Source organism: Sinorhizobium sp. P24N7 (assembly GCF_042436655.1).
Classification (GTDB): Bacteria; Pseudomonadota; Alphaproteobacteria; order Rhizobiales; family Rhizobiaceae; genus Sinorhizobium; species Sinorhizobium meliloti_A.
Genome location: NZ_JBHMIW010000001.1, coordinates 297,397 through 319,490, shown reverse-complemented (window position 1 = coordinate 319,490; position 22,094 = coordinate 297,397). Strand labels below are relative to the sequence as shown.

Sequence of the window (22,094 nt, the reverse complement as noted above, 5' to 3'; positions counted from 1 at the left end):
GCAGCCGGGTGAGGGGCGTCTACGCGTCAAGCCCCGCTTCTTTCGCAAAGGCCTTCAGCGACTTCAGCCCGAGCGATTGGTACTCGAACGGATTGCGCACGGCCGAGTCCTGCTCGGCTTCGATGACCAGCCAGCCATCATAGCCGTGCTGGGCGGCGATCTTCAGAACCGGCAGGAAATCGACTCCCCCTTCCGCATCGCCCGGAACGGTAAAGACGCCGCGTCGCACACCCTCGAGGAAGGACAGACCTTCGCTTTCGACCAGCGCGCGGACCGCCGGGCGGACGTTCTTGCAATGAATATGGCGGACGCGGTCCATATATCTCCGCGCCACGTCCGCCGGGTCGGAACCGCCGAACCAGGCATGGCCGGTGTCGAGCAGCAGTTTGGTCGCCGGACCGGTGTTCCGCATCAGGAGGTCGATCTCCTCGCCGGTCTGGACGATTGTGCCCATGTGGTGGTGGTAGACCAGATCGATGCCCTGGCCGGCGCAATATTCGGCGATTGCCTCGAGGTCGGCGCCGAATTTCTCCCACTTGTCCGCCGGCAGAACCGGCTTGTCCTTCACGAGCGACTTGGAATCGTCGCCGTGAATGGCGTTCGAGGTCTCGCAGACGATCGCCACCCGGCAGCCATTATGCTTCAGAAGGTCGAGATGCGGCTGGATAGCCTTCTTCTCCGCTTCGACATCATGGGTGAGGAGGTTGGTCGAGTGCCAGCCCGAGACGAAGACGAGATCGTAACTTGAGAGCTTCTGCTTCAGCGCTTCGGGGTCGGACGGCATCTTGTGGCCCTTCTCGATGCCGTCGAAGCCGATCTTCTTGCAATCGGAGAGGCAGTCCTCGAGCGTCAGATGCGCGCCGATCGAATGGTCGTCGTCATTGCTCCAGGCGATCGGGTTGGTTCCGTAACGGATCATGTGTTTTGCTTTCTGCTGCGTGGTCTGTTTGGGGCAGTCGGTTCGTAGTTTCGTTTTTGGTGCGCCGAGGATGCCGCAGTGTGGCCCCTCATCCGCCTGCCGGCATCTTCTCCCCGCGTGCGGGGAGAAGGGACAAGCCGCGCTGTCCCCGCCCCAACCCGCAAGCCACGGCTGACCGCCGGGCACGTCCCCTCTCCCCGCCCTGCGCGGAGAGGGTTAGGGGCCGCTGGCCGGACGCCAGTGTCAACCAAACCGCTGGGCCTGGAGGGCCTTTTCGTAGCCTTCGCGGGCGGCCTTCACCTGGTCTCGGTCCGAAACCTCCGGTACCGCGACGTCCCACCAGTGCCCGCCGGCCTCCGTTGTGATCAGCGGATCGGTATCGATGACGATCACGGTCGTGCGCGCCTCGTCGGCGGTCTCCGCGAGCGCAGCTTCGAGCTCGGGGATCGAGCCGACCTTGCGGGTCACGGCGCCCATGGCGGCGGCGTGCGCGGCGAAGTCGATCCGAGGCAGCTCCACATAATGGGTGTCCTTCAGCAGATTGTTGAAGTTGGCGCCGCCCGTTCCCATCTGCAGCCGGTTGATGCAACCATAGCCGGCATTGTCGAGCAGCACGACGGTGAATTTGGCGCCGAGCATGACGGAAGAGGCGATCTCCGAGTTCAGCATCATGTAGCTGCCGTCGCCCACCATGACGATCACGTCGCTATCGGGCTTGGCAAGCTTTACGCCCAGACCGCCGGCGACTTCGTAGCCCATGGTCGAAAAGCCGTATTCCATGTGATAGCCGCCCGGCTCCTCCGCCTGCCACAGTTTGTGCAGCTCGCCCGGAAGTCCCCCGGCGGCGCAGACGAGCGTCGTTTGCCTGCCGCCGCGGGCGCGCTGGACGGCGCCGATGACCTGAGCGTCGGAGGGAAGTGCGGCATTGGTGGTGGCGGTCGCCCTCTCGGCTTCAGCAAGCCACTCGGCCTTGCCCGCTTTTGCCCTCTCGGTCCAGGCTGTATCGGCCTTGTGGCTGCCGAGACCGCCGGAAATGCGGTTGAGGCCGGCCCGCGCGTCGGCAATCAGCGGCTGTCCCTGGTGCTTGCCGGCGTCGAACGCCTGGACGTTGAGGCCGATGATCTTCAGCGCCTCGTTTTTGAAGAGCGCCCAGGAACCGGTGGTGAAATCCTGCAGCCGTGAGCCGACGGCGAGCACGACATCGGCCTCTTCCGCCAATGCGTTGGAGGCGGACGTGCCGGTGACGCCGATGGAACCCATATTCAGCGGATGCGAATGCGGCAGAGCGGACTTGCCGGCCTGGGTCTCCATGACCGGAATGCCGTGTTTCTCGGCGAACGCAGCGAGTTCGGCGCTCGCTTCCGAGTAGAGCACGCCGCCACCGGCGATGATGATCGGCTTCTTCGCGGATCTGAGCGCCTCGATTGCCGATGCCAGCTCGTCGAGGTCAGGCTCGATGCGGCGCGGAACCCAGACCTTCTCGTCGAAGAAGGTTTCCGGATAGTCGTAGGCTTCCGCCTGCACGTCCTGGCAGAGCGATAGCGTCACCGGCCCGCATTCGGCAGGATCGGTCAGGACCTGCATGGCGCGGCGGAGCGCCGGGATGATCTGCTCGGGCCGGGTGATGCGATCGAAATACCGCGAGACGGGCTTGAAGCAGTCATTCGCCGAGATCGTGCCGTCCCCGAAACTCTCCACCTGCTGCAGCACCGGATCGGGCCTGCGGTTGGCGAAGACGTCGCCGGGAAGGAGGAGAACCGGCAGTCGATTGACATGTGCCAGCGCGGCCGAGGTCACCATGTTGAGCGCGCCCGGGCCGATCGAGGTGGTGCAGGCCATGAAGCGGCGGCGGAAGCTCGCCTTGGCGAAGGCGATCGCCGCATTCGCCATGCCCTGTTCGTTCTGGGCGCGGTAGGTCGGGAGCGTTTCGCGAACGCCGTAAAGCGCCTCGCCGACGCCGGCGACGTTGCCGTGGCCGAAGATCGCGAAGACGCCGCCGAAGATCGGCACGCGCTCGCCGTCGATGATCGTCATCTGCCGGGTCAGGAACCGCGCCACGGCCTGTGCCATGGTCAGGCGCACGGTTTTCTGGCTCATTTGTTTCCTCCTCGCGGCCGCATCCTTGCGCCGCCTTTGTATTTGACCGCTACGCCGCCTTGGTCTCACCCAATTGCAGCCAGAGATCGACGAGCGCCTTGAACTTCGCCGCCATGTCGGAGACTGCCTGCTCGTCGGTCATCCTGCCGGAAAGCCAGGCCTTGGCAGCGTCGGCGAAGATCGTCCGGCCGACGGCAAATCCCTTGACCGTCTTCGACATTCTGGCGGCGGCGAAACCGTCTTTCAACACCTCATAGGGTGCTTCCAGGCCGAGGAGCACCACGCCCCGGCAAAGCGGATCGCGCGCCTCGATCACGGCGTCGATCGCAGCCCAGGCGGCGCGGCTCGCTTGCGGCTCGAGCTTCCACCAGTCCGGCTTCAAGCCGGCATCATAGAGCTCCTCCAGCGCCCGCGGAATGGTCCGGTCGTCGAGTGTCCCGTGCTTGCCGGCGATGATCTCGATCAGGATCTCGCGCCCGACCTTGCGCGCCGCCTCGAAGGCCGAACGCAACTTTGCGACCTGAGCGGCCTTGAGTTCGGCCGGATCGTCGGGATGGTAGAAGGAAAGCACCTTGATGCAGTGGTCGACCGGCCAGTCGACGAGGCGGCTGCCGAGGTCCTGGCTGAATTCGAAGGTAAGCGGCCGTGATCCCGGAAGCTCGATCGGCTTGCCGATCCAGAAGTCGCGATGGGCGCCGGCGGCATAGAGCGCATCGCGGCCGTATTTGTCGTCGATCAGCATGCCGAAGCCGGAGCGGCCTTGAGCCACCTCTGCCGCAGCCCTGACGGCAAGCACCTTGAAGGCCGGGATGCGCGAGAGCAGTTCCGGATTTCCCTCCGCAATGTCCTCGAGCTGACTGCGATGGTCGACGGCGAGCGCCATCAGGAGCGGGATGTCGCGCCGGCGCGTCGTCGCCCAGTGCACGTGGTTGATCGCCTCGTCCTTGCGCAGCGCCTTCTCCTTGCTGCCGTGCTCGAGGAAATATTGCAGTTCGGTCCAGGTCGGGATTTCCGGCGCGCAGAGCAGGCGCGAGACCGCGAAGGCGCCGCAGGCATTGGCCCAGGTAGCGGACGTTGCGTGCGGCTCGCCGGTGAGCCAGCCGCGCAGAAAGCCTGACATGAAAGCGTCGCCGGCGCCGAGAACGTTATAGACTTCGATTGGAAAACCCTTGCCGACGATACCGTCTTCGAGATCGTCCGAGATCGGTCCATCATAGACGATGCAGCCCATCGGTCCACGTTTGAGCACGATCGTGGCTTCGGAGAGGGAGCGGATGGTCTTGAGTGCCGCGAGGAGGTCGCTTTCGCCCGACGCGATCAGCACCTCTTCCTCAGTGCCGACAATCAGGTCGCAATACCCGAGCACGGTCTTCAGATGCGCCGAAACGCGGTCCGAGGCGATGTAGCGGCTCTCGCCCGCATCGTGACCCGCAAGACCCCATAGATTAGGGCGGTAATCGATGTCGAAGACGATCCTGGCGCCGCTTTCCTTGGCGATCCTCATCGCCTTGCGCTGGGCGGCGTCCGCATTCGGTTTGGCAAAATGTGTGCCGGTGACGAGGACCGCGCGCGCGGAACCGATGAAATCTTCCGAAATATCGTCCTCGCAAAGCGCGTTGTCGGCGCAATTGTCGCGATAGAAAAGGAGCGGGAAGGATTTGTCGTTCTCGACGGAGAGGATCGCAAGTGCGGTCAGCCGCTCCGGGTCGGTGACGATGCCGCGCGTCTCCACGCCTTCGCGCTGAAGCTGCTCGCGGATGAAGCGGCCCATCTGTTCGTCGCCGACGCGCGTCAGGAGCGCCGATTTCAGGCCGAGGCGCGCTGTGCCCACGGAAATGTTGCAGGGGCAGCCGCCGACCGACTTGGCGAAGCTCGCCACGTCTTCGAGCCGCGTGCCGATCTGCTGTCCGTAGAGGTCGACCGAAGCTCTGCCGATCGTGATGAGGTCGAGGGGCTTGGCACCCGCACCTGATGGAACTTGGGCCGACGAAATCTGGCTCACTGCTTCCTCCCCGCGGACGCCGGACCGGCGCCTGCAAATATGCCTATGCCATGGGTGACGAGCATATGAAACATAAATTCCGTTGTTTCGTCAATATGGAATTTCCGTTCTATATTGCCTCACTCGCCCTCGGCGATGCGGCGCCGTTTCTCGGCGATGGCGACGGTCAGCGCCATGGCGAAGGCCATGCTGGCGGAGAGCGAACGGAAGCCGGCATGATCGGCCTCGACCAGTTCGAACCAGACCCTGGAGGATTCGGCGAGCGGCGAGAAGGCGGAGTCGGTCAGCGAGACAACGGGTACCTTGCGGTTGGCGAGCAAGCGCGCCTGGCTGGCGCTTTCCGACGCGTAGGGCGAGAAGCTGACGGCAAAGGCGGCATCCTCCTTTGTCGCCATAGCCAGCATGTCCTCGTCGATCCCCGCGGCCGTTCCGACATGCTGATACTTCACCTTCAGCTTGCCGAAAGCATAGGCCATGTAGCTGGAAATCGGATAGGAGCGCCGCTTGGCGATGAGATAGATCGTGTTCGCCTTGGCGAGAATGCCGACGGCGCGCTCGAATGCGTCCGGATCGACCGAGGTCGCGATGTTGTCGAGCGAGCGATGGGCGGCCGCAACGAAGCCGTTGAAGATCGATCCGCTTTCGAGCTTGCTGTGATCGTTCTGGCGCAGCGCCTTCAGCCGTTCCTCGTAGCCGGGCGTGCGCTCCCGCAGGCGTGCGCGAAAAATCTGCTGCAGGCTCGAAAAGCCTTCGAAGCCGAAGTGCTGGGCGAAGCGCACGAGCGTCGAGGGCTGGACGTCGGCCGAAGTCGCAATACTCGCCGCCGTCCCGAAGGCGATCTCGTCCGGATTGTCGAGCGAGTAGGCGGCCACCTGTTTCAGCCGTTTCGGCAGCTGCGCCTTGCGCTCGAGGATAACCGCCTTCAGCGTTTCGAAATCCTGCGGGACATCGGCAATCGTTTCAGGCGTGGGCATCGTTCGGGCCTCCGGCTCGTTCTCGTCGTTTGCCTCAGTTTAATCGACTAACCATTGCAGCGATAGAATGGACGTTCCATTTTGGTTCCTTATCCAGCGGGAAGTGCGCAAGCCCGCATCGCCTCAGGCTTGTCCCCCGCAGGCGGGGCAAGGAAACTCGCGGCGCTACCTTCGCAACCATGACCGCCGGCCAACCATCGGGCACGTCCCCTCTCCCGCGCGCGGGGAGAGGGTTAGGGTGAGGGGCAAGGACAACAGCGAGTCGGACGTCAAGATCAGCCAATCTCCACCCAATCGTTCGTCCTTGCAGAGTGATAGGTTGCGGAAAGGACCTTCTGGACTTCGTAGCCCTCGCGGAAATCGGTCGAGGTTTTGCCGCCCTTGGCGATCGCTTCCAGGAACTCGTTGGCCTCGATCGCCTTCAGCTCGTTGAAGCCGATCTGGTGGCCCGGTGCCACGCAGAAGGCTCCGTAGGGCGGATGCTCCGGTCCCGCCCAGATCGTCCGGAAGCCGCGGCTCCTGATGTCGTCGCCCGCGGAGTAGACCCTGATCTCGTTGAGCCGCTCCTGGGTGAAGACGATGCTTCCCTTGGAGCCGTAAATCTCGAAATCGTGCTGCATCTTGCGGCCGGTCGCGATCCAGCTCGCTTCGAAGCTTCCGCTCGCGCCGCTCTCGAAACGGACGAAGGCCCTCGTGACGTCGTCGACCTCGACCGTCCGGGTCTCTGTGGCGCCGCGCGTGACAGGGCGCTGCGGAACGTGGATGACGGTCTCTGCCAGTACGGACCGGATCGGCCCGACGAGATGGCGCATGCAGGCGATAATGTGGCTGCCGATGTCGGCGAGCGCACCGCCGCCGCTACGCGGGTCCAGCCGCCAACCCCACGGAACGCTCTCATCAGCCATGAAATCTTCCGCATGAATGCCGCGAAACGACCGTATTTCGCCGATCTCGCCGCTTTCGATAATGTCCCTGGCGAGAAAAATGAGCGGGTTCTTGAGATAGTTGAAGCCGACCTGGGTGACGACGCCGGCCCTTTGCGCGGCGGCGACCATCTCGGCGCAGTCGGCGACAGTCGGTGCCAGCGGCTTTTCGCAATAGACGTGCTTGCCGTGTGCAATCGCAGCGAGCGCCATTTCCTTGTGCAGGAGGTTCGGCGTGGTGATGTCGATGATGTCGATCTCGGGATCGGTCAGAAGTTCGCGCCAGTCGGCCGTCGCCTTGCGGAAGCCGAGTTGTCCGCGGGCCGCCTCCGCGCCCTCCTGCGTCACGTCCGCGACGGATACGAGATCCAGCTCGAAGGGCAGGCCGAAGACTCGTGACGCAATCGTGAACCCAAGGGCATGCGCCTTGCCCATGAAGCCCGTCCCGATCAGGCCAATGCCCAGCCTGCGCTTGCCGCTCATCTCGTTTCTCCCGGGCCAAGCCCTGTCTGTGCTCGGCGAAATGAAATGAAATGCGCGCGAATTGTCAATATGGAATATTTGTTCGAAAATCCGGTCCCGCGTGCCTGATGGAACAGGGCGTGTCCGCCCGGTCCGCTATGCTTGGGCAGAATGTGTTAACGCATTTTTACCATGTTGCGTTGAAACATCACTGGTGACGGTGGTGGACGAATCGCTTTCATATGGCGGGGCGAAATCGGAGTGATCGAGCATGTGCCGTTGGGCAGCCTATCGCGGAGAGCCGCTTTATCTCGAAGAACTCGTGACGTCGCCCAAGCATTCCCTGATCGAGCAATCCCATTGCGCCGTCAGGGCGAAAACGGCGACCAATGGCGACGGCTTCGGAATAGCGTGGTACGGCGACCGTCCTGAGCCGGGCCGCTACCGGGACATCCTGCCCGCCTGGTCGGATTGCAATCTCAAGAGCATTGCCAGGCAGATTCGCTCGCCGCTGTTCCTCGCCCATGTTCGCGCGGCCACCGGCGGCGGCACGCGCCGCGACAATTGCCATCCCTTCGTCTTCGGCCGCTGGTCCTTCATGCATAATGGACAGATCGGCGATTTCGAGCATTTGCGGCGGCCGATGGAGACCATGCTCGACAACGAGCTCTATTCGGCGCGCAGCGGCACGACGGATTCGGAGCTGCTCTTCCTGCTTGCCCTGCAGTTCGGTCTCGACCGTGATCCCCTCGGTGCCGTTGCCGAGGCGCTCGCCTTCGTCGAGCGGCTTGCCGAACGCCTGGGACGCCCGGCACTCGTGCGCTTCACGGCGGCCTTCTCCGACGGCCGCGATCTTTATGCGGTCCGCTATGCCACGGATTGGAAAGCTCCCACGCTCTATGCAGGTCCGATGGGGTCGAGTGGCGGCTATTGCCTCGTCTCCGAGCCGCTCAATGACGATGACAGCGCCTGGGTGGAGGTTCCGGACGGATCCGCGATCATCGTCGGGGAAAACGGCGTCGACGTTCGCCTTTTCGGGACGGCCGACCTGGCAATAGCGCCCACCTCCGGCCTGTCCTCAGGATGAAAGCTTCGCCGCGATCAGCGCGGCGAGCTTCGCCGCGACATCGTCCTTGCCCATTTCCGGCCATTCCTCGGCACCGTCACGGCCGATCAGCTTAACCCGATTGCGGTCGCCGCCCATGATGCCGGTTGCGGGCGAAACGTCGTTGGCCAGAATGTAATCGGCCCCCTTCTTCTGGAGCTTGGCGCGGCCGTTCTCGGCGACGTTCTCGGTCTCGGCGGCAAAGCCGATCACGAGCTTAGGCCGCGATGCGTGGTGGCCGACGGTCTTCAGGATATCGGGATTCTCTGCAAGCTGCAGCGGAGGAGGGGCCTCGCCCGGCCGCTTCTTGATCTTGTTGCCGGCGGCCAATGCGACGCGCCAGTCGGCAACGGCTGCCACCATGACGGCCACATCGGCCGGCAGCGCGGCCAACACCGCATCGCGCATCTCCTCGGCGCGCTCGACCCGTACGACGCGGACGCCGGCGGGGTCCGCGATCGTCACCGGCCCGGAAACGAGCGTGACCTCGGCGCCGAGCCGCGCCAGTGCTGCGGCGATCGCGTGGCCCTGCTTGCCGGACGACCGGTTGGCGATGTAGCGCACCGGATCGATCGGCTCGTGCGTCGGTCCGGATGTGACGATGGCCTTGCGACCGGCGAGCGGGCCTGCTCCGTTGAAAAATTCCTCGACCGCCGCGACGATCTCCAGAGCTTCGGCCATGCGGCCTTCCCCTGCCTCGCCGCTCTCGGCCATTTCGCCGGTGGCAGGTCCGACGAAGCGGACGCCGTCGCCGGCGAGCGTCGCGCGGTTGCGGTGCGTGGCCGGGTGCGACCACATCCTCGGGTTCATCGCCGGCGCGAGCAGCACCGGCCGGTCGGTCGCCAGGAGCACCGTCGAGGCGAGGTCGTCGGCGTGACCGTGCGCCATCTTTGCCATCAGGTCGGCCGTTGCCGGGGCCACGACCACGAGATCGCAATGCCGCGCCAGCCGGATGTGACCGACATCCTGCTCGTCCTCGCGCGAGAAAAGCTCCGTGAAAACGTGAGAGGCCGAAAGCGCGCCGACGGTCAGCGGCGTGACGAAACGCTGCGCCGCCGCCGTCATCACCGGGCGCACGTCGGCACCGCGCTCGCGCAGGCGGCGGATCAGGTCGAGGCTCTTATAGGCCGCGATTCCGCCGGCTATGATGAGAAGAATGCGCTTGCCCGACAGTGTCATTCCGCTTCGGCTCCAGCCGCTCCCGTTCGTTTCCGGCGACCCTACTCGACCGTCTTCCCGCACGCAATTGCGCGCCTGATTTCGAGTGCAGGCCGAATTTGAAGCTTGACTTTCCGCGTTTCACGTAACACGTTGAGTTACATGAAACGCGATAGCCGACTTTCCATTACTTTGCATGCGCTCCTCCACATGGCGGAGCGTGAAACCATCACCTCGGAGGAGTTGGCAGCCTGCCTCTCCACCAATCCCGTCGTGGTCCGACGCACCATGGCGGGTTTACGGGAAGCGGGTCTCGTCCGCTCCGAAAAGGGGCATGGCGGAGGCTGGTCGCTCGTGCGCGATCTCGCAACCATCAGCCTTGCGGACGTGCATGCCGCGCTCGGTGAACCGCCCGTGTTTGCGATCGGCAACCGAACCGAGGCTCCCGGCTGTGTGGTGGAGCAGGCGGTCAATGCCGCGATGGACGGAGCGCTCCGGGATGCCGAGGCGCTTCTCATGCAGCGATTGGAACGAATAAGCCTCGCAGATCTTTCAAACGATTTCCAGCGACGAATGGCGATCCGTCGCCAGCAGATGAAGGAGCAGAACCATGGCGGTTGATGTGATGCCGGTAGACGTGGCGATCGTGGGTGGAAGCTATGCAGGGCTGTCGGCGGCATTGCAATTGGCCAGAGCCAGACGCTCCGTGGTCGTCGTCGATGCGGGCGCGCGCAGGAACCGCTTTGCCGAATCGTCGCATGGGTTCCTCAGCCGGGACGGCGAGGCGCCTGCGACGATCGCGGCGCACGGCCGGGAACAGTTGCTGGCCTATCCCAATGTGCGTTTCGTCGAAGGAACGGCCGATACGGCGCGCCGCGACGGCGCCAATCTGGTCGTCTCGGTGCAGGGCGAAAAGATCGCGGCGCGGCGGCTGATCCTGGCAACGGGCGTCGTCGATGAGCTGCCGTCGATACCGGGGCTTCAGGAACGCTGGGGCCGCGCCGTCTTTCATTGCCCCTATTGCCATGGTTATGAGCTAGGGCAGGGCCGCATCGGCGTTCTCGCAACCGGTGAGTCCAGTTTTCACCAGGCCATGATGCTGCCGGACTGGGGGCCGACCACCCTTTTCGCCAATGGAGCGTTCGAGCCCGATGCCGCTCAGGCCGCCATGCTGGAAGCGCGCGGTGTGGAGATCGAAAGGGAGAGGGTCGTCGCTGTCGACGGAGCGAAGGCGAGCGTGGTTCTCGATGGCGGCCGGACCGTTTCTCTCGAAGGCCTGTTCGTCGCGTCGCGCACCCGCATGGCGAGCGATCTGCCTGCAGCGCTCGGCTGCGAATTCGAGGACGGGCCGCTCGGACCCTATATCCGGACGAACGAGGCAAAGGAGACGAGCGTCGAGCGCATCTATGCCTGTGGCGATGCCGCGCGGGGCGCGGGCTCGGTCTCGCATGCGGTCGGCGATGGCGTCACGGCAGCCGTGGCCGCGCATAAATCACTGATTTTCGACGTACATTGAGCCTTCATTCCGCCGTTTGATGAGCGCCGGCGGCGAGGAGGAGGCGCTCGATCCGCCGGAACCCTCGCCTTTTAGCATGGGCGAGGGGCGTAACGCCTTCGCCGTCCGCCAGGTCGACATCCGCACCGGCCTCGATCAGCAGCCTGACGATCTCCGTATGGCTGTCGCCTCCGCTGCCGAGGATGATCGCCTCGAGGAGCGCCGTCCAGCCGAGGCGGTTTACATGGTCGACGGCAACCCCGGCATCGATCAGCGTCTTCACGGTTTCGACATGGCCGCGCTCGGCGGCCGGAATGAGGGCGGTGCCGCCGTAGCGGTTGGTGCTTTTGAGATCGGCGCCATGCGCGAGCGTCATCTTCAATATTTCGAGATGGCCGCGCGCGCCGGCATAGAGATAAGGGCTGTCCTCGATGCGGTCCTTGGCATTGACGTCGGCGCCGGCCGCGATGAGAGCCCTTGCGGCCTCGATATTGTTCTCATGCGTGGCGATGAGCAGGGCCGTCGCGCCTGTTTCGTCGCGGGCATCCACGTGTGCGCCGCGCTCTACGAGAGCGCTGATTTCGGCGGCATTGCCCAGCCGGGCGGCCGTGAGGAGTTCTTTATCCAGCATGGCAGCCTTCGCGACCCCTGTTAGACTGAAAAGAGTGACGAGAGCGATGACGGCGTAGCGCAACAGGCCTCGTGCAGCCGATCTCTGAAGCGGGATGAACATGGTCAGAGCATCGAACGGCTGAGCCCGCCGTCGACGGGCAGCGCAATCCCGGTGATGTAGGCGGCCTGGCGGCTTGCGAGAAAGGCTGCGGCAGCACCGAACTCGGCCGGCGTCCCATAGCGCCCGAGCGGAATTTCCGACTGGCTGCGCACTGCAACGGTTTCGACGCTGACGCCCTCGGCCTCCGCATCCATGCGATCGAAGCTCAGGGTCCGGTCCGTCGCAAGCCGGCCGGGCAGGAGCATGTTGACGGTCACGCCGTCGGCTGCCACCTCGCTGGCGAGCGTCTTCATCCAGCCGGCAAGCGCGCTGCGCAACGCGTTGGACGCCGTCAGGCCAGGGATCGGCTCGCGGATGCTGGTGGAGGCGACGGCAACGATGCGGCCGAAGCGGCGCTCCCGCATCGACGGCAGCAGGCGGTGCGAAATGCGCATGCCGGAAAGCACCATCGCCTCGAACTGGGCCCGCCAGAAGCCGGGATCGATGTCGGCAGCATTCGTCGGCGGCGGACCGCCACCGTTCAGCACGAGAATATCGATCTGTCCGAATGTAGCGGCGAGCCGATCGAGGAAGGGGTCGACGACTTCAGGCTTTGCCAGGTCCAGCGAAAAGCCGGCAGCATTCGGGCCGATTTCCGCTGCGGCCTTGGCTGCGGTTTCGACGTTCCGGCCGGTCAGCGCGACCGCAACGCCTTCCCCCGCAAACGCTTCGGCGATACCGCGCCCGAGCCCTTTGCTGCCACCGAGAACGAGCGCCTTTTTGCCGCTAATGCCGAGATCCATATTCCTTCCTCCTGCTTTGATCGATGGCAACGCCTGGCTGCCTGGCACTTCTCCCCGGCCGGCTGGCAAGGCGGCCCGCCGCTCCGTTCACGCAAGCTGCCAGGCGATGTAGACGAGCGTCGCCGCGATAAGCCATAGCGCGGTACGGCCCGAGCGCGTATGGCGCGCCTCGGCTCTGCCGATCGCTTCCGCGGTCTCCGGATCGAAGCGCAGGCCGTTCTCGCTCATTGCCATGATTTCCGCCGAGAACCGCTCGGTCCGGGCTGCGATCTCCGGCAGCGCTTCGGCAACCCGCAGCGCCGCATGAACGCCGTCGCGCAGGTCGGCGACGATGCGTTTCGGCCCGAGATTGTCCCTTATCCACTTGCCGACCACCGGTTCGGACGCCTTCCACATGTTGAAGCGCGGATTGAGCGTTCGGGCGACGCCCTCGACGACGACCATCGTCTTCTGCAGCATCACCAGTTCGGGGCGGGTCTGCATGTCGAAAAGTTCGGTGACCTCGAACAGCAGCGTCAGCAGCTTCGCCATCGAGATCGTCTCGGCCGGCTGGCCGTGGATCGGCTCGCCGATGGCGCGGATCGCCTGGGCGAAGCTTGCGGCGTCGTGGTGCGAGGGAACGTAACCGGCCTCGAAATGCACATCCGCGACGCGCTGATAATCGCGCATGATGAAGCCGTAGAGGATCTCGGCCAGGAAGCGCCGTTCCTTCCGGCCGAGGCGGCCGACGATCCCCATGTCGACGGCGACGATATGGCCCGCATCGTCGACGAAGAGGTTGCCCTGGTGCATGTCCGCGTGGAAGAAGCCGTCCCGGAGCGTGTGGCGCAGAAAGGACTGGATCAGCGTTTCGGCCAGGCGGTTCAGGTCATGGCCGGCCCGTTTCAGCCCTTCGATGTCCGACATCTTGACGCCGTCGATCCATTCCATCGTCACGACGTCGCGGCCGGTGCGCTCCCAATCGACCCTGGGCACGCGAAACCCGGAATCCTCTTTGGTGTTCTCGCCAAGTTCGGAAAGCGCCGCGGCCTCGAGTCTCAGATCCATTTCGACCTTGGTCGTCTGCTCCAGCGTCTTCGTCACCTCGACCGGCCTCAGGCGGCGCGTATAGGGCAGGAATCGCTCCTGCATGCGCGAGACCAGATACATGGCCTCGATGTCGGCCACAAAACGTTGGCGCACGCCCGGGCGGATGACCTTGACGGCCACCCTTTCGCGTCTGCCGTCGCGCATGACCACGGCGGGATGAACCTGGGCGATCGATGCGGCTGCGATCGGCTCGGAGAATTCGACGAAGAGCTCGCCGACGGGGCGCCCGAGAGACGCCTCTATCGCGGCCCTGGACGCGCTCTCGGGAAAAGTCGCCATGCGGTCCTGGAGCAGCGAGAGGTCGGCGGCAAGTTCGGCGCCGACCACGTCCGGGCGGGTCGCGAGAAACTGGCCGATCTTGACATAGGAAGGGCCGAGCCGTTCCACCGCCCGGGCGAGGCGGCCGCTGCGCGCGCCGAACCGGGCCTCGCGGCTGGCGAGCAGGCCGGCGAGCTTCTGCACGAAGCGTGCGAGCGGGGGCAGGTGTTCGGAGGGGACCGCGGCAAACGCATTCTCGCGCGCAAGGACCCAGCCGATCCGTATGAGACGGAAATATGCTCCGGGAGTGCTCATGCGCTCAGATTTTCCAGCCGGAATGCAGCGCTGCGATGCCGCCGGTATAATTGGTGAAGGAGACGCGGGCGAAGCCGGCGTCACGGATCATGGCGGCGAAATCACGCTGGTTCGGAAACTTGCGGATCGATTCTACCAGATATTGGTAGGGCGCATCGTCGCCGGTGATGAGCTTGCCGAATTTCGGAATCGCATTGAAGGACCATGCGTCGTAGAAGCGGTCGAGCAGCGGCATCTCCACTTCGGAGAATTCGAGCACGAGGAGCCGGCCGCCGCGCTTCAGCACGCGGTAGGCCTCCTTGAGCGCGACCTCGATGCGCGGCACGTTGCGGATGCCGAAGGCGATCGTGTAGGCGTCGAATGAATTCGCCGCGAAGGGCAGGTCTTCGGCGTTGGCCCCGACGAAGTCGAGATTGGCGTCGATCCCCTTCTTGCGGGCGCGCTCGGCGCCCACCGAGAGCATCGAGCCGTTGATGTCGAGGACGGTCGCATGGGCTTTGCGCCCGGAGCGCTCGACGATGCGGAAGGCGATGTCACCGGTGCCGCCGGCGACATCGAGAACCCGATAGCCCTCGCGGCTCGGCGGGTTGAGCGCCGCGATCATCGCATCTTTCCAGACGCGGTGCAGCCCGGCCGACATCACGTCGTTCATGATGTCGTAGCGTTTGGCGACCTTGTGGAAGACGTCGTTGACGAGCGGCTGCTTCTCGCCCGTGCCGACTTCGCGGAAACCGAATGAGGTCTCCATTCCGCCCCTCGCCGATACGCGCTCATCCGCCATACGAAACTCCACTTCAACGAATTTTGCCGGCACCATAGCGAAATCGCTCCGTGCACGCTATCTGAGCGAGAGGCGACCGGCTGCCGCATGCAGCGGGATATAGGCTATCGACGGCGTCATGGGAATGGCGTGCCGCTCACGTGGGCGGGTGCGATGAATAAAGGATGAAGGAACACGGCCGATGCCGGAATTGCCCGAGGTGGAAACGGTCAGGCGCGGACTGGCGCCGACCATGGAGGGTGCGCTTCTGGTGCGGGCGGAGTTGCGCCGGCCGGATCTGCGCTTTCCGTTCCCCGAGAATTTCGCCAACGCGGTCGCGGGCCGCCGCATCATCGCCCTCTCGCGGCGCGCCAAATATCTGATGATCGAGCTCGAGGGCGGCGACGTCATCATCGCCCATCTCGGCATGTCCGGCTCGTTCCGGATCGAGAAGGGCCCGATAGAGGCTGGCGCGAATCCGGCCACGCCCGGCGCCTTCCACCACCCGCGCGGCAAGGACGAGAAGCACGATCATGTCGTCTTCCATCTCGATGGCGGCTCCGGTCCGGCTCGGGTGATCTATAACGATCCGCGTCGCTTCGGTTTCATGGATCTGGCTCGGCGCTCGGCGCTCGCCGACCACGTCTATCTCCGCGGCCTCGGCGAGGAGCCGACCGGCAATGCCCTCGACGCCGCCTATCTCGCCGCCCGTTTCGCCGGCAAGGTCCAGCCGCTGAAAGCCGCTCTTCTTGACCAGAGGACGATCGCGGGCCTCGGAAATATCTATGTCTGCGAGGCGTTGTGGCGCTCGGGCCTCTCGCCGAAAAGGGCGGCAGGCACGCTTGTCGACAAGCGGGGCCGCCCGAAACAGGCGCTGATTGCACTGACGGAAAGGATCCGCGCCGTGATTGCCGATGCGATTGCCGCCGGCGGCTCCTCGCTCAAGGATCACATTCAGGCGGACGGCAGTCTCGGCTATTTCCAGCACAGCTTCTCCGTCTATGACAGGGAAGGCGAGGCTTGCCGCACGCCCGGCTGCCACGGTACGGTCGCCCGCATAGTACAGGCGGGACGTTCGACCTTTTATTGTCCGCACTGCCAGAAATAGGGCGGCATGGCACATTCCGCTCTTCAATCTTGCGACAACGCGTGAAGGAGACGGGAATGAGTTACGAGACGTTGCTGGTCGAAACGCAGGGCCGCGTGGGCCTGATCACGCTCAACCGGCCGCAGGCGCTCAATGCGCTGAATGCGGTGCTGATGCGCGAGCTCGATGCCGCGCTGAAGGCCTTCGACGCCGACAGGGACGTCGGCGCCATCGTCCTTGCCGGCTCCGAGAAGGCCTTTGCCGCCGGCGCGGACATCAAGGAGATGCAGGGGCTCGATTTCGTCGACGGTTACCTCGCCGATTTCCTTGGCGGCTGGGAGCATGTCGCGAACGCCCGCAAGCCGATGATCGCCGCCGTATCCGGTTTCGCGCTCGGCGGTGGCTGCGAGCTCGCCATGATGTGCGACTTCATCATCGCCTCCGAAACGGCGAAGTTCGGCCAGCCGGAGATTACCCTCGGCGTCATTCCCGGCATGGGCGGATCGCAGCGCCTGACCCGCGCAGTCGGCAAGGCGAAGGCCATGGACCTCATTCTCACCGGCCGCATGATGGACGCGGCGGAGGCCGAGCGCTCGGGGCTCGTTTCGCGCGTGGTGGCTCCGGACAGGCTCCTGGAGGAGGCGCTCGACGCCGCGAAGAAGATCGCGTCATTCTCGCTGCCGGCGGCGATGATGGCCAAGGAGGCAGTCAATCGCTCTCTGGAACTGACGCTCGCCGAGGGCCTGCGCTTCGAGCGGCGGCTCTTCCAGTCGCTTTTCGCAACGGAGGACCAGAAAGAGGGCATGGCCGCCTTCGTCGCCAAGCGCAAAGCCGAATTCAAACACAGGTGAGCCACGGACAGGACTCTGTTTTCTCAAATTGCGCGTTGACGTGCGGGCGGTTTCGCTTTATACGCCGCCCTCAGTTTGGAACGCCCTCGTTCGAGGCTTTCCGATAATACTCCCGAATTGCTTGTATGACAGGTCGCAGTGACCCGGCACGGCGAGGCGGAGTCCATGTCAGTTTTCGAAGAGAGGCATCAATGGCCAATACAACTTCGGCGAAAAAGGCGACCCGCAAGATCGCACGCCGTACCGCAGTGAACAAGGCCCGTCGTTCGCGCATCCGCAGCTTCGTCCGCAAGGTCGAGGAAGCGATCGCTTCCGGCGATCAGGCACTCGCAGCCGCCGCCCTGAAGGCGGCACAGCCGGAACTGATGCGCGCCGCCACGAAAGGCGTAATGCATTCCAACACGGCATCGCGCAAGGTTTCGCGCCTGGCGCAGCGCGTGAAGAGCCTTTCGGCCTAACCCGGCTAAGAAAAAAGCTGTTGATGAAGCGCCCGGCGTTACCGCCGGGCTTTTCTGATTCGTGCCGTCGTCAACGGTGCGCGCGATTGACCTGGTCACGCTCGTGTCAATCCCGTGACAAAAAATACGCAGTTTTTTCAGTGGCTTATGAGAGGTTGCGGCAAAAATGTGGTCTCGCGACGCGGGCGGATTGAGTCCGAAGTGAGTCAAGCCATTTTTTATTTTTTTTCTTTTTCGCCAGCTAAGCAAGAACGCAAAAAACAAAACCCTTGATTCAACAGCGATTCTCGCCGGACTCGGGAGCGGCATGCAAAACCCGGCACGAGAGTCAACTGTCGACGCTTACGAGCGGGTAAAAAACGCCATTGATCTTGCCGGGCGATCCTGCCTAAATGCCTTCCACAGGGGACACAGATCACATCTGTACGAGGAAGTTTAAGGGTCATTCCAATCGGGGTGACTTTGGGCTTTCCGTCGCCTGTGGCGGGGTTAATTCCACGTCGATCAATCAAACAAGTCGAGACGATAAAACCGGGCGAGCCTTCGCACCGGAGCGAGGACGTTTCGTCTTATGGTTGCCGGCCGGGCTTAGCCTTGTGAATGCATGGGATAGGAAGAAGGAGGCTCGGGCTGTCCGCTACGTACGAGGGTGCGGTCAGCCGACAACGAGGAAAAACGGTTCTGGTCGGCTTGAAAATAGCCGTGCAGAGTCGGTAAGGCGAAGTGCGAGGGGACATTTGCTTGAGGCGAAGGCGAGCGAATGAGCGCAGCGCGCCGTGACGGGATATGAGGAGCCCGGGTTCGGTGCGTATCAGAGCGTCCGGCTGACGCGGCATGGCTTTGAGCGGCCGTGGCGGGCGGACATAAAGATGAGGCCGCCAGAAATGACGGCGTCGGAATAATGAAATTGGAAGGCGGCAAGATGCGGATGAATTTGGCGACGGCACCTGAAGGTTTTCAGGCCGGAAGCAATCAGTCTCAGGCGGCGGGGGAAAAACACGACATGCGGCATGACGCACTGTTTGAGCGGGTAAGTGCGCGCTTGAAAGCCCAGGTCGGACCGGATGTCTTCGCAAGTTGGTTTGGACGCCTCAAGCTCCATTCAGTGTCGAAAAGCGTCGTGCGCCTCTCGGTCCCGACGACTTTTCTGAAGTCCTGGATCAATAATCGCTATCTCGATCTGATCACCACGCTCGTCCAGCAGGAGGACGGCGAAATACTGAAGGTCGAGATCCTCGTGCGCACTGCGACCCGTGGTCATCGCCCGACAGCTCCTGAGGAGAGCGTTGCCGTGGCTGCCGAAGCGGCGCCCGTCTCTCCTTCCCGCCGTTCGGCGGCCCCCTCCGTGGCAATTGCCGCCGCCACGGTTGCGGCAGCTCCGGCGAGACCCGTCCAGGCGCCGCTTTTCGGCTCGCCTCTCGATCAGCGCTACGGTTTCGATAGTTTCGTAGAGGGCTCGTCGAACCGGGTCGCGCTCGCGGCAGCGCGTACGATTGCCGAGGCCGGCGCCGGCGCCGTGCGCTTCAATCCGCTCTTCATCCATTCGAGCGTTGGTCTCGGCAAGACGCATCTCCTGCAGGCGATCGCTCTCGCGGCCCTCCAGAGTGCGCGCGCGCCGCGCGTCGTCTATCTGACGGCCGAATATTTCATGTGGCGTTTCGCAACGGCGATCCGCGACAATGACGCGCTGTCGCTGAAGGAATCGCTTCGCAACATCGACCTTCTCATTATCGACGACATGCAGTTCCTGCAGGGCAAGTCGATCCAGCACGAGTTCTGCCATCTGTTGAACATGCTGCTCGACTCCGCCAAACAGGTGGTCGTCGCCGCCGACCGTGCACCCTGGGAGCTGGAATCGCTCGACAGCCGCGTTCGCTCGCGCCTGCAAGGCGGCGTGGCGATCGAGATGGAAGGGCCGGACTACGAGATGCGCCTGGAAATGCTGAAGCGTCGTCTCGAAGCGGCGCGCCAGGACGATGCCTCGCTCGAGATTCCGCCCGAGATCCTGAGCCATGTCGCCCGCAACGTGACAGCCAGCGGCCGCGAACTCGAGGGCGCCTTCAATCAGCTTCTCTTCCGTCGCTCCTTCGAGCCGCAGCTTTCGATCGAGCGGGTCGACGAACTGCTCGGCCATCTCGTCAATGCCGGGGAACCGCGCCGCGTCCGCATCGAAGATATCCAGCGCGTAGTGGCCAAGCATTACAACGTCTCGCGTCAGGAGCTGGTCTCGAACCGCCGAACCCGCGTCATCGTCAAGCCGCGCCAGATCGCAATGTATCTGTCGAAGACACTGACCCCACGCTCCTTCCCCGAAATCGGCCGCCGCTTCGGCGGGCGCGACCACACGACCGTGCTCCATGCGGTGCGCAAGATCGAGGAACTGATTTCTGCCGACACCAAGCTCAGCCACGAGATCGAGCTTTTGAAGCGACTGATCAACGAATAGACGAAGGTAAGCTCGAAGTTACGAAAAGCCCGGTCCGCCGGGCTTTTTTGTTGAGCGTTTTTTTCCCGTCGCTTGTCGGCTATCAATACCGCCATTCGTCTTCAGACCAGAGCGGAGATTTTCAATGCTTTACGCCGTGCTTTGCTACAACGATGAAAGCGTCACCAGTGCCTGGAGCAAGGAGGAGGACGAGCGGGTCATGCGTGATCTGAGCGCCGTCCAACGCAAATATGTCGAAGCGGGCAAGCTGGGGCCCGTAGCGCGCCTGGTGCCGACGACCGAGCACGGGCTCCTACGAAGTCCGGCCGCTCGCGCTTTATAAACCCGGTGAGTTGCCCTCATGACCGACACAGGCTGGATCGATCTTGCTCTTGTTTCCGCGCGGCCGCAGGCAATGGGTGCGCTGCTGCGCTACTTTCGCAATCTCGATCTGGCGGAGGAGGCATTTCAGGAGGCCTGTATCCGGGCGCTGAAAAACTGGCCCCGTACCGGTCCGCCGCGCGATCCCGCCGCCTGGCTCATCTTCGTCGGACGCAATAGCGGCATCGACAGGGTGCGGCGGCAGTCGCGCGAGACGGCGCTGCCCCCGGAGGAACTGCTCTCCGACCTCGAAGACCGGGAGAGCGAGCTCGCCGATCGCCTCGACGGGGCGCATTACCGCGACGACATCCTGCGGCTGCTCTTCGTCTGCAGCAATCCGACGCTTCCGGCAACCCAGCAGATCGCGCTTGCACTGCGCATCGTATCGGGGCTCTCCGTCAGGCAGATCGCCCGTGCTTTTCTCGTCAGCGAAGCCGCGATGGAGCAGCGCATCACCCGCGCCAAGGCCCGCGTGGCGGCCGCCGGCATCCCGTTCGAGACACCCGATGCCGCCGATCGCGCCGAGCGGCTCGCTGCGGTCGCGACGATGATCTATCTCGTCTTCAACGAGGGTTATTCGGCGATGAACGGCGCCGAGGGCGTCTCCGCCGATCTTTGCGACGAGGCGATCCGCCTGTCGCGGCTGCTGCTGCGGCTGTTTCCCGCCGAGCCGGAAATCATGGGACTGACGGCACTTCTGCTGCTTCAGCATTCGCGCGCCCGCGCGCGCTTCGATGCAAACGGTGCCGTCGTCCTGCTCGAAGATCAGGATCGGCGGCTCTGGAGTCGGCCGATGATTACCGAGGCGCTGGCGATGATCGACAAGGCAATGCGCCATCGCCGCCCCGGGCCTTACCAGATACAGGCAGCGATCGCCGCCCTGCACGCCCGCGCCGAACGTCCTGAGCAGACGGATTGGGAGGAGATTGACCTCCTCTACCAGGCGCTCGAGCGCCTGCAGCCCTCTCCGGTCGTCACGCTCAATCGCGCGGTCGCCGTCTCCAAACGGGAGGGAGCGGAGGCCGCACTGGCGATGGTGGAGCCCCTTGGCGAGAGGCTTTCCGGCTATTTCTATTATCATGGCCTGCGCGGCGGCCTTTTGAAGCAACTCGGCCGGGCATGCGAGGCGCGCGCCGCCTTCGACCGGGCGATCGCACTGGCCACCAACGCGGCCGAAGCGGCCTATATCCGCATGCAGCTCGATCACCTCGCGGCCGAGCCGGCGACGGTCGCGGAAGAAGAGCGATAATTTTTTCTGACCCCTGTCGGCAGGCGGCATCCTCTTTCGTCCTTGGAATGAACCAACATGGAGGAATTCGAAAATGACTGCAGCGACCGACACCAATTCCGGCGGCGAACGCGAACTGGTTCTGACCCGGCTGATCGATGCCCCGCGCGAGAAGGTCTACCGGGCCTTCACGGAAGCCGGGCTTCTGAAGCAGTGGTTCGCCCCTCTGCCGTGGACGATCACGGAAGCGGAGCTCGACGTCAGGGCGGGCGGCATCAACCGCTTTGTCATGCGCTCGCCCGAGGGCGAACTCTATCCTAATCAGGGCGTCTATCTGGAAGTCGTGCCGAACGAGAAGATCGTCGTCACCGATGCCTTTACGGAAGCCTGGAAGCCGTCCGAAAAGCCGTTCATGACGGCGGTCATGACCTTCGAGAACGAGGGCGGCAAGACCCGCTATACGGCCCGCGCGCTCCATTGGAGCGTCGAGGACCGCGATGCCCATGAGAAGATGGGCTTCCACGAGGGCTGGGGCCAATGCGCCGATCAGCTTGCAGCACTCGTTGCGAAACTCTGAGGGGAGGACCGGGTC

Annotated in this window: 19 protein-coding genes and 1 pseudogene; 10 read left to right on the top strand and 10 right to left on the bottom strand. The window is 63.9% G+C overall.

The window, feature by feature from the left end; all coding sequences use genetic code 11:
- Positions 1-19 precede the first annotated feature (19 nt).
- The 5 genes from iolE to ACFHWW_RS01440 all read right to left on the bottom strand — a co-directional run bounded on the left by iolE (position 20) and on the right by ACFHWW_RS01440 (position 7,398).
- A complete protein-coding gene (gene iolE, locus ACFHWW_RS01460; RefSeq protein WP_379937083.1) occupies positions 20-919 on the bottom strand; it encodes a myo-inosose-2 dehydratase in 900 nt (299 codons plus the stop codon).
- A gap of 243 nt (positions 920-1,162) precedes the next feature.
- Positions 1,163-3,016 (bottom strand): 3D-(3,5/4)-trihydroxycyclohexane-1,2-dione acylhydrolase (decyclizing), encoded by a 1,854-nt coding sequence (gene iolD, locus ACFHWW_RS01455; protein WP_379937082.1) that lies wholly within the window; start codon positions 3,014-3,016, stop codon positions 1,163-1,165.
- Positions 3,017-3,065: 49 nt separating this feature from the next.
- Entirely contained in the window at positions 3,066-5,018 is a 1,953-nt protein-coding gene (gene iolC, locus ACFHWW_RS01450; RefSeq protein ID WP_275596915.1) for a bifunctional 5-dehydro-2-deoxygluconokinase/5-dehydro-2-deoxyphosphogluconate aldolase, read from the bottom strand.
- 119 nt (positions 5,019-5,137) lie between these two features.
- Positions 5,138-5,992, bottom strand: coding sequence for a MurR/RpiR family transcriptional regulator (locus tag ACFHWW_RS01445; protein ID WP_379937080.1), 855 nt, complete (start codon positions 5,990-5,992; stop codon positions 5,138-5,140).
- Positions 5,993-6,267: 275 nt separating this feature from the next.
- Positions 6,268-7,398 (bottom strand): Gfo/Idh/MocA family protein, encoded by a 1,131-nt coding sequence (locus tag ACFHWW_RS01440; protein ID WP_100669788.1) that lies wholly within the window; start codon positions 7,396-7,398, stop codon positions 6,268-6,270.
- A 250-nt stretch (positions 7,399-7,648) separates the two neighbouring features.
- Here ACFHWW_RS01440 and ACFHWW_RS01435 point away from each other — a divergent pair, with 250 nt between their 5' ends.
- Positions 7,649-8,464, top strand: coding sequence for a class II glutamine amidotransferase (locus tag ACFHWW_RS01435; protein ID WP_100669787.1), 816 nt, complete (start codon positions 7,649-7,651; stop codon positions 8,462-8,464).
- Here the strand turns inward: ACFHWW_RS01435 and coaBC are convergent.
- Positions 8,456-9,661 carry a bifunctional phosphopantothenoylcysteine decarboxylase/phosphopantothenate--cysteine ligase CoaBC gene (coaBC, locus tag ACFHWW_RS01430; protein ID WP_379937078.1) on the bottom strand — a complete coding sequence of 402 codons (1,206 nt, stop codon included), beginning with the start codon at positions 9,659-9,661 and terminating at the stop codon, positions 8,456-8,458. The two genes, ACFHWW_RS01435 and coaBC, sit on opposite strands and share 9 nt — an antisense overlap.
- Before the next feature lie 141 nt (positions 9,662-9,802).
- Between coaBC and ACFHWW_RS01425 the strand changes: the two genes are divergently transcribed.
- Both ACFHWW_RS01425 and ACFHWW_RS01420 read left to right on the top strand, forming a co-directional pair.
- Complete coding sequence (locus tag ACFHWW_RS01425) at positions 9,803-10,261, top strand: Rrf2 family transcriptional regulator (RefSeq protein WP_100669785.1); 459 nt, start codon at positions 9,803-9,805, stop codon at positions 10,259-10,261.
- Positions 10,251-11,156: an NAD(P)/FAD-dependent oxidoreductase gene (locus ACFHWW_RS01420; RefSeq protein ID WP_100669784.1), complete on the top strand. Its 906-nt coding sequence runs from the start codon at positions 10,251-10,253 to the stop codon at positions 11,154-11,156. Before ACFHWW_RS01425 ends, ACFHWW_RS01420 begins: the two co-directional genes overlap by 11 nt.
- A 4-nt stretch (positions 11,157-11,160) precedes the next feature.
- Here the strand turns inward: ACFHWW_RS01420 and ACFHWW_RS01415 are convergent, their stop codons facing one another.
- The 4 genes from ACFHWW_RS01415 to ubiE all read right to left on the bottom strand — a co-directional run bounded on the left by ACFHWW_RS01415 (position 11,161) and on the right by ubiE (position 15,093).
- On the bottom strand, positions 11,161-11,766 hold the full coding sequence (locus ACFHWW_RS01415; protein WP_100670032.1) for an ankyrin repeat domain-containing protein: 606 nt from the start codon (positions 11,764-11,766) through the stop codon (positions 11,161-11,163).
- A gap of 104 nt (positions 11,767-11,870) precedes the next feature.
- The gene (locus ACFHWW_RS01410; protein WP_379937077.1) at positions 11,871-12,650 is read right to left on the bottom strand and encodes an SDR family oxidoreductase; all 780 of its coding nucleotides are present in this window, start codon (positions 12,648-12,650) and stop codon (positions 11,871-11,873) included.
- 87 nt (positions 12,651-12,737) lie between these two features.
- Positions 12,738-14,312: a 2-polyprenylphenol 6-hydroxylase gene (gene ubiB, locus ACFHWW_RS01405; protein ID WP_379937076.1), complete on the bottom strand. Its 1,575-nt coding sequence runs from the start codon at positions 14,310-14,312 to the stop codon at positions 12,738-12,740.
- A 4-nt stretch (positions 14,313-14,316) separates the two neighbouring features.
- Entirely contained in the window at positions 14,317-15,093 is a 777-nt protein-coding gene (gene ubiE / locus ACFHWW_RS01400; RefSeq protein WP_379937075.1) for a bifunctional demethylmenaquinone methyltransferase/2-methoxy-6-polyprenyl-1,4-benzoquinol methylase UbiE, read from the bottom strand.
- A 181-nt stretch (positions 15,094-15,274) separates the two neighbouring features.
- On the opposite strand from ubiE, the gene mutM reads away from it, so the two are divergent.
- From mutM to ACFHWW_RS01365, 7 genes and pseudogenes are all read left to right on the top strand, one after another.
- Complete coding sequence (gene mutM, locus ACFHWW_RS01395; RefSeq protein ID WP_379937074.1) at positions 15,275-16,180, top strand: bifunctional DNA-formamidopyrimidine glycosylase/DNA-(apurinic or apyrimidinic site) lyase; 906 nt, start codon at positions 15,275-15,277, stop codon at positions 16,178-16,180.
- Positions 16,181-16,236: 56 nt separating this feature from the next.
- Entirely contained in the window at positions 16,237-17,010 is a 774-nt protein-coding gene (locus tag ACFHWW_RS01390; protein WP_275596906.1) for an enoyl-CoA hydratase, read from the top strand.
- Positions 17,011-17,201: 191 nt separating this feature from the next.
- On the top strand, positions 17,202-17,468 hold the full coding sequence (rpsT, locus tag ACFHWW_RS01385; RefSeq protein ID WP_003527759.1) for a 30S ribosomal protein S20: 267 nt from the start codon (positions 17,202-17,204) through the stop codon (positions 17,466-17,468).
- Between the two features lie 1,003 nt (positions 17,469-18,471).
- Positions 18,472-19,914, top strand: a complete 1,443-nt coding sequence (dnaA, locus tag ACFHWW_RS01380; RefSeq protein WP_379937073.1) for a chromosomal replication initiator protein DnaA — start codon at positions 18,472-18,474, stop codon at positions 19,912-19,914.
- 124 nt (positions 19,915-20,038) lie between these two features.
- Positions 20,039-20,258, top strand: a pseudogene (locus tag ACFHWW_RS01375) (hypothetical protein).
- Positions 20,255-21,523, top strand: a complete 1,269-nt coding sequence (locus ACFHWW_RS01370; RefSeq protein WP_018093977.1) for an RNA polymerase sigma factor — start codon at positions 20,255-20,257, stop codon at positions 21,521-21,523. Before ACFHWW_RS01375 ends, ACFHWW_RS01370 begins: the two are co-directional and overlap by 4 nt.
- A 73-nt stretch (positions 21,524-21,596) precedes the next feature.
- Positions 21,597-22,079, top strand: a complete 483-nt coding sequence (locus ACFHWW_RS01365) for an SRPBCC family protein (RefSeq protein ID WP_018093978.1) — start codon at positions 21,597-21,599, stop codon at positions 22,077-22,079.
- The last annotated feature ends 15 nt before the right edge of the window (positions 22,080-22,094 follow it).

Excerpts from the sequence above, each read along its gene's own strand:
- iolE (WP_379937083.1), bottom strand. The coding sequence starts at position 919 with ATGATCCGTTACGGAACCAACCCGATCGCCTGGAGCAATGACGACGAC.
- ACFHWW_RS01365 (WP_018093978.1), top strand. The coding sequence starts at position 21,597 with ATGACTGCAGCGACCGACACCAATTCCGGCGGCGAACGCGAACTGGTT.
- ACFHWW_RS01445 (WP_379937080.1), bottom strand. The coding sequence starts at position 5,992 with ATGCCCACGCCTGAAACGATTGCCGATGTCCCGCAGGATTTCGAAACG.
- ACFHWW_RS01415 (WP_100670032.1), bottom strand. The coding sequence starts at position 11,766 with ATGCTGGATAAAGAACTCCTCACGGCCGCCCGGCTGGGCAATGCCGCC.
- ubiB (WP_379937076.1), bottom strand. The coding sequence starts at position 14,312 with ATGAGCACTCCCGGAGCATATTTCCGTCTCATACGGATCGGCTGGGTC.
- ACFHWW_RS01410 (WP_379937077.1), bottom strand. The coding sequence starts at position 12,650 with ATGGATCTCGGCATTAGCGGCAAAAAGGCGCTCGTTCTCGGTGGCAGC.
- coaBC (WP_379937078.1), bottom strand. The coding sequence starts at position 9,661 with ATGACACTGTCGGGCAAGCGCATTCTTCTCATCATAGCCGGCGGAATC.
- ACFHWW_RS01425 (WP_100669785.1), top strand. The coding sequence starts at position 9,803 with ATGAAACGCGATAGCCGACTTTCCATTACTTTGCATGCGCTCCTCCAC.
- ubiE (WP_379937075.1), bottom strand. The coding sequence starts at position 15,093 with ATGGCGGATGAGCGCGTATCGGCGAGGGGCGGAATGGAGACCTCATTC.
- iolD (WP_379937082.1), bottom strand. The coding sequence starts at position 3,016 with ATGAGCCAGAAAACCGTGCGCCTGACCATGGCACAGGCCGTGGCGCGG.
- ACFHWW_RS01440 (WP_100669788.1), bottom strand. The coding sequence starts at position 7,398 with ATGAGCGGCAAGCGCAGGCTGGGCATTGGCCTGATCGGGACGGGCTTC.
- ACFHWW_RS01390 (WP_275596906.1), top strand. The coding sequence starts at position 16,237 with ATGAGTTACGAGACGTTGCTGGTCGAAACGCAGGGCCGCGTGGGCCTG.
- dnaA (WP_379937073.1), top strand. The coding sequence starts at position 18,472 with ATGCGGCATGACGCACTGTTTGAGCGGGTAAGTGCGCGCTTGAAAGCC.
- mutM (WP_379937074.1), top strand. The coding sequence starts at position 15,275 with ATGCCGGAATTGCCCGAGGTGGAAACGGTCAGGCGCGGACTGGCGCCG.
- rpsT (WP_003527759.1), top strand. The coding sequence starts at position 17,202 with ATGGCCAATACAACTTCGGCGAAAAAGGCGACCCGCAAGATCGCACGC.
- ACFHWW_RS01420 (WP_100669784.1), top strand. The coding sequence starts at position 10,251 with ATGGCGGTTGATGTGATGCCGGTAGACGTGGCGATCGTGGGTGGAAGC.
- ACFHWW_RS01435 (WP_100669787.1), top strand. The coding sequence starts at position 7,649 with ATGTGCCGTTGGGCAGCCTATCGCGGAGAGCCGCTTTATCTCGAAGAA.
- ACFHWW_RS01370 (WP_018093977.1), top strand. The coding sequence starts at position 20,255 with ATGACCGACACAGGCTGGATCGATCTTGCTCTTGTTTCCGCGCGGCCG.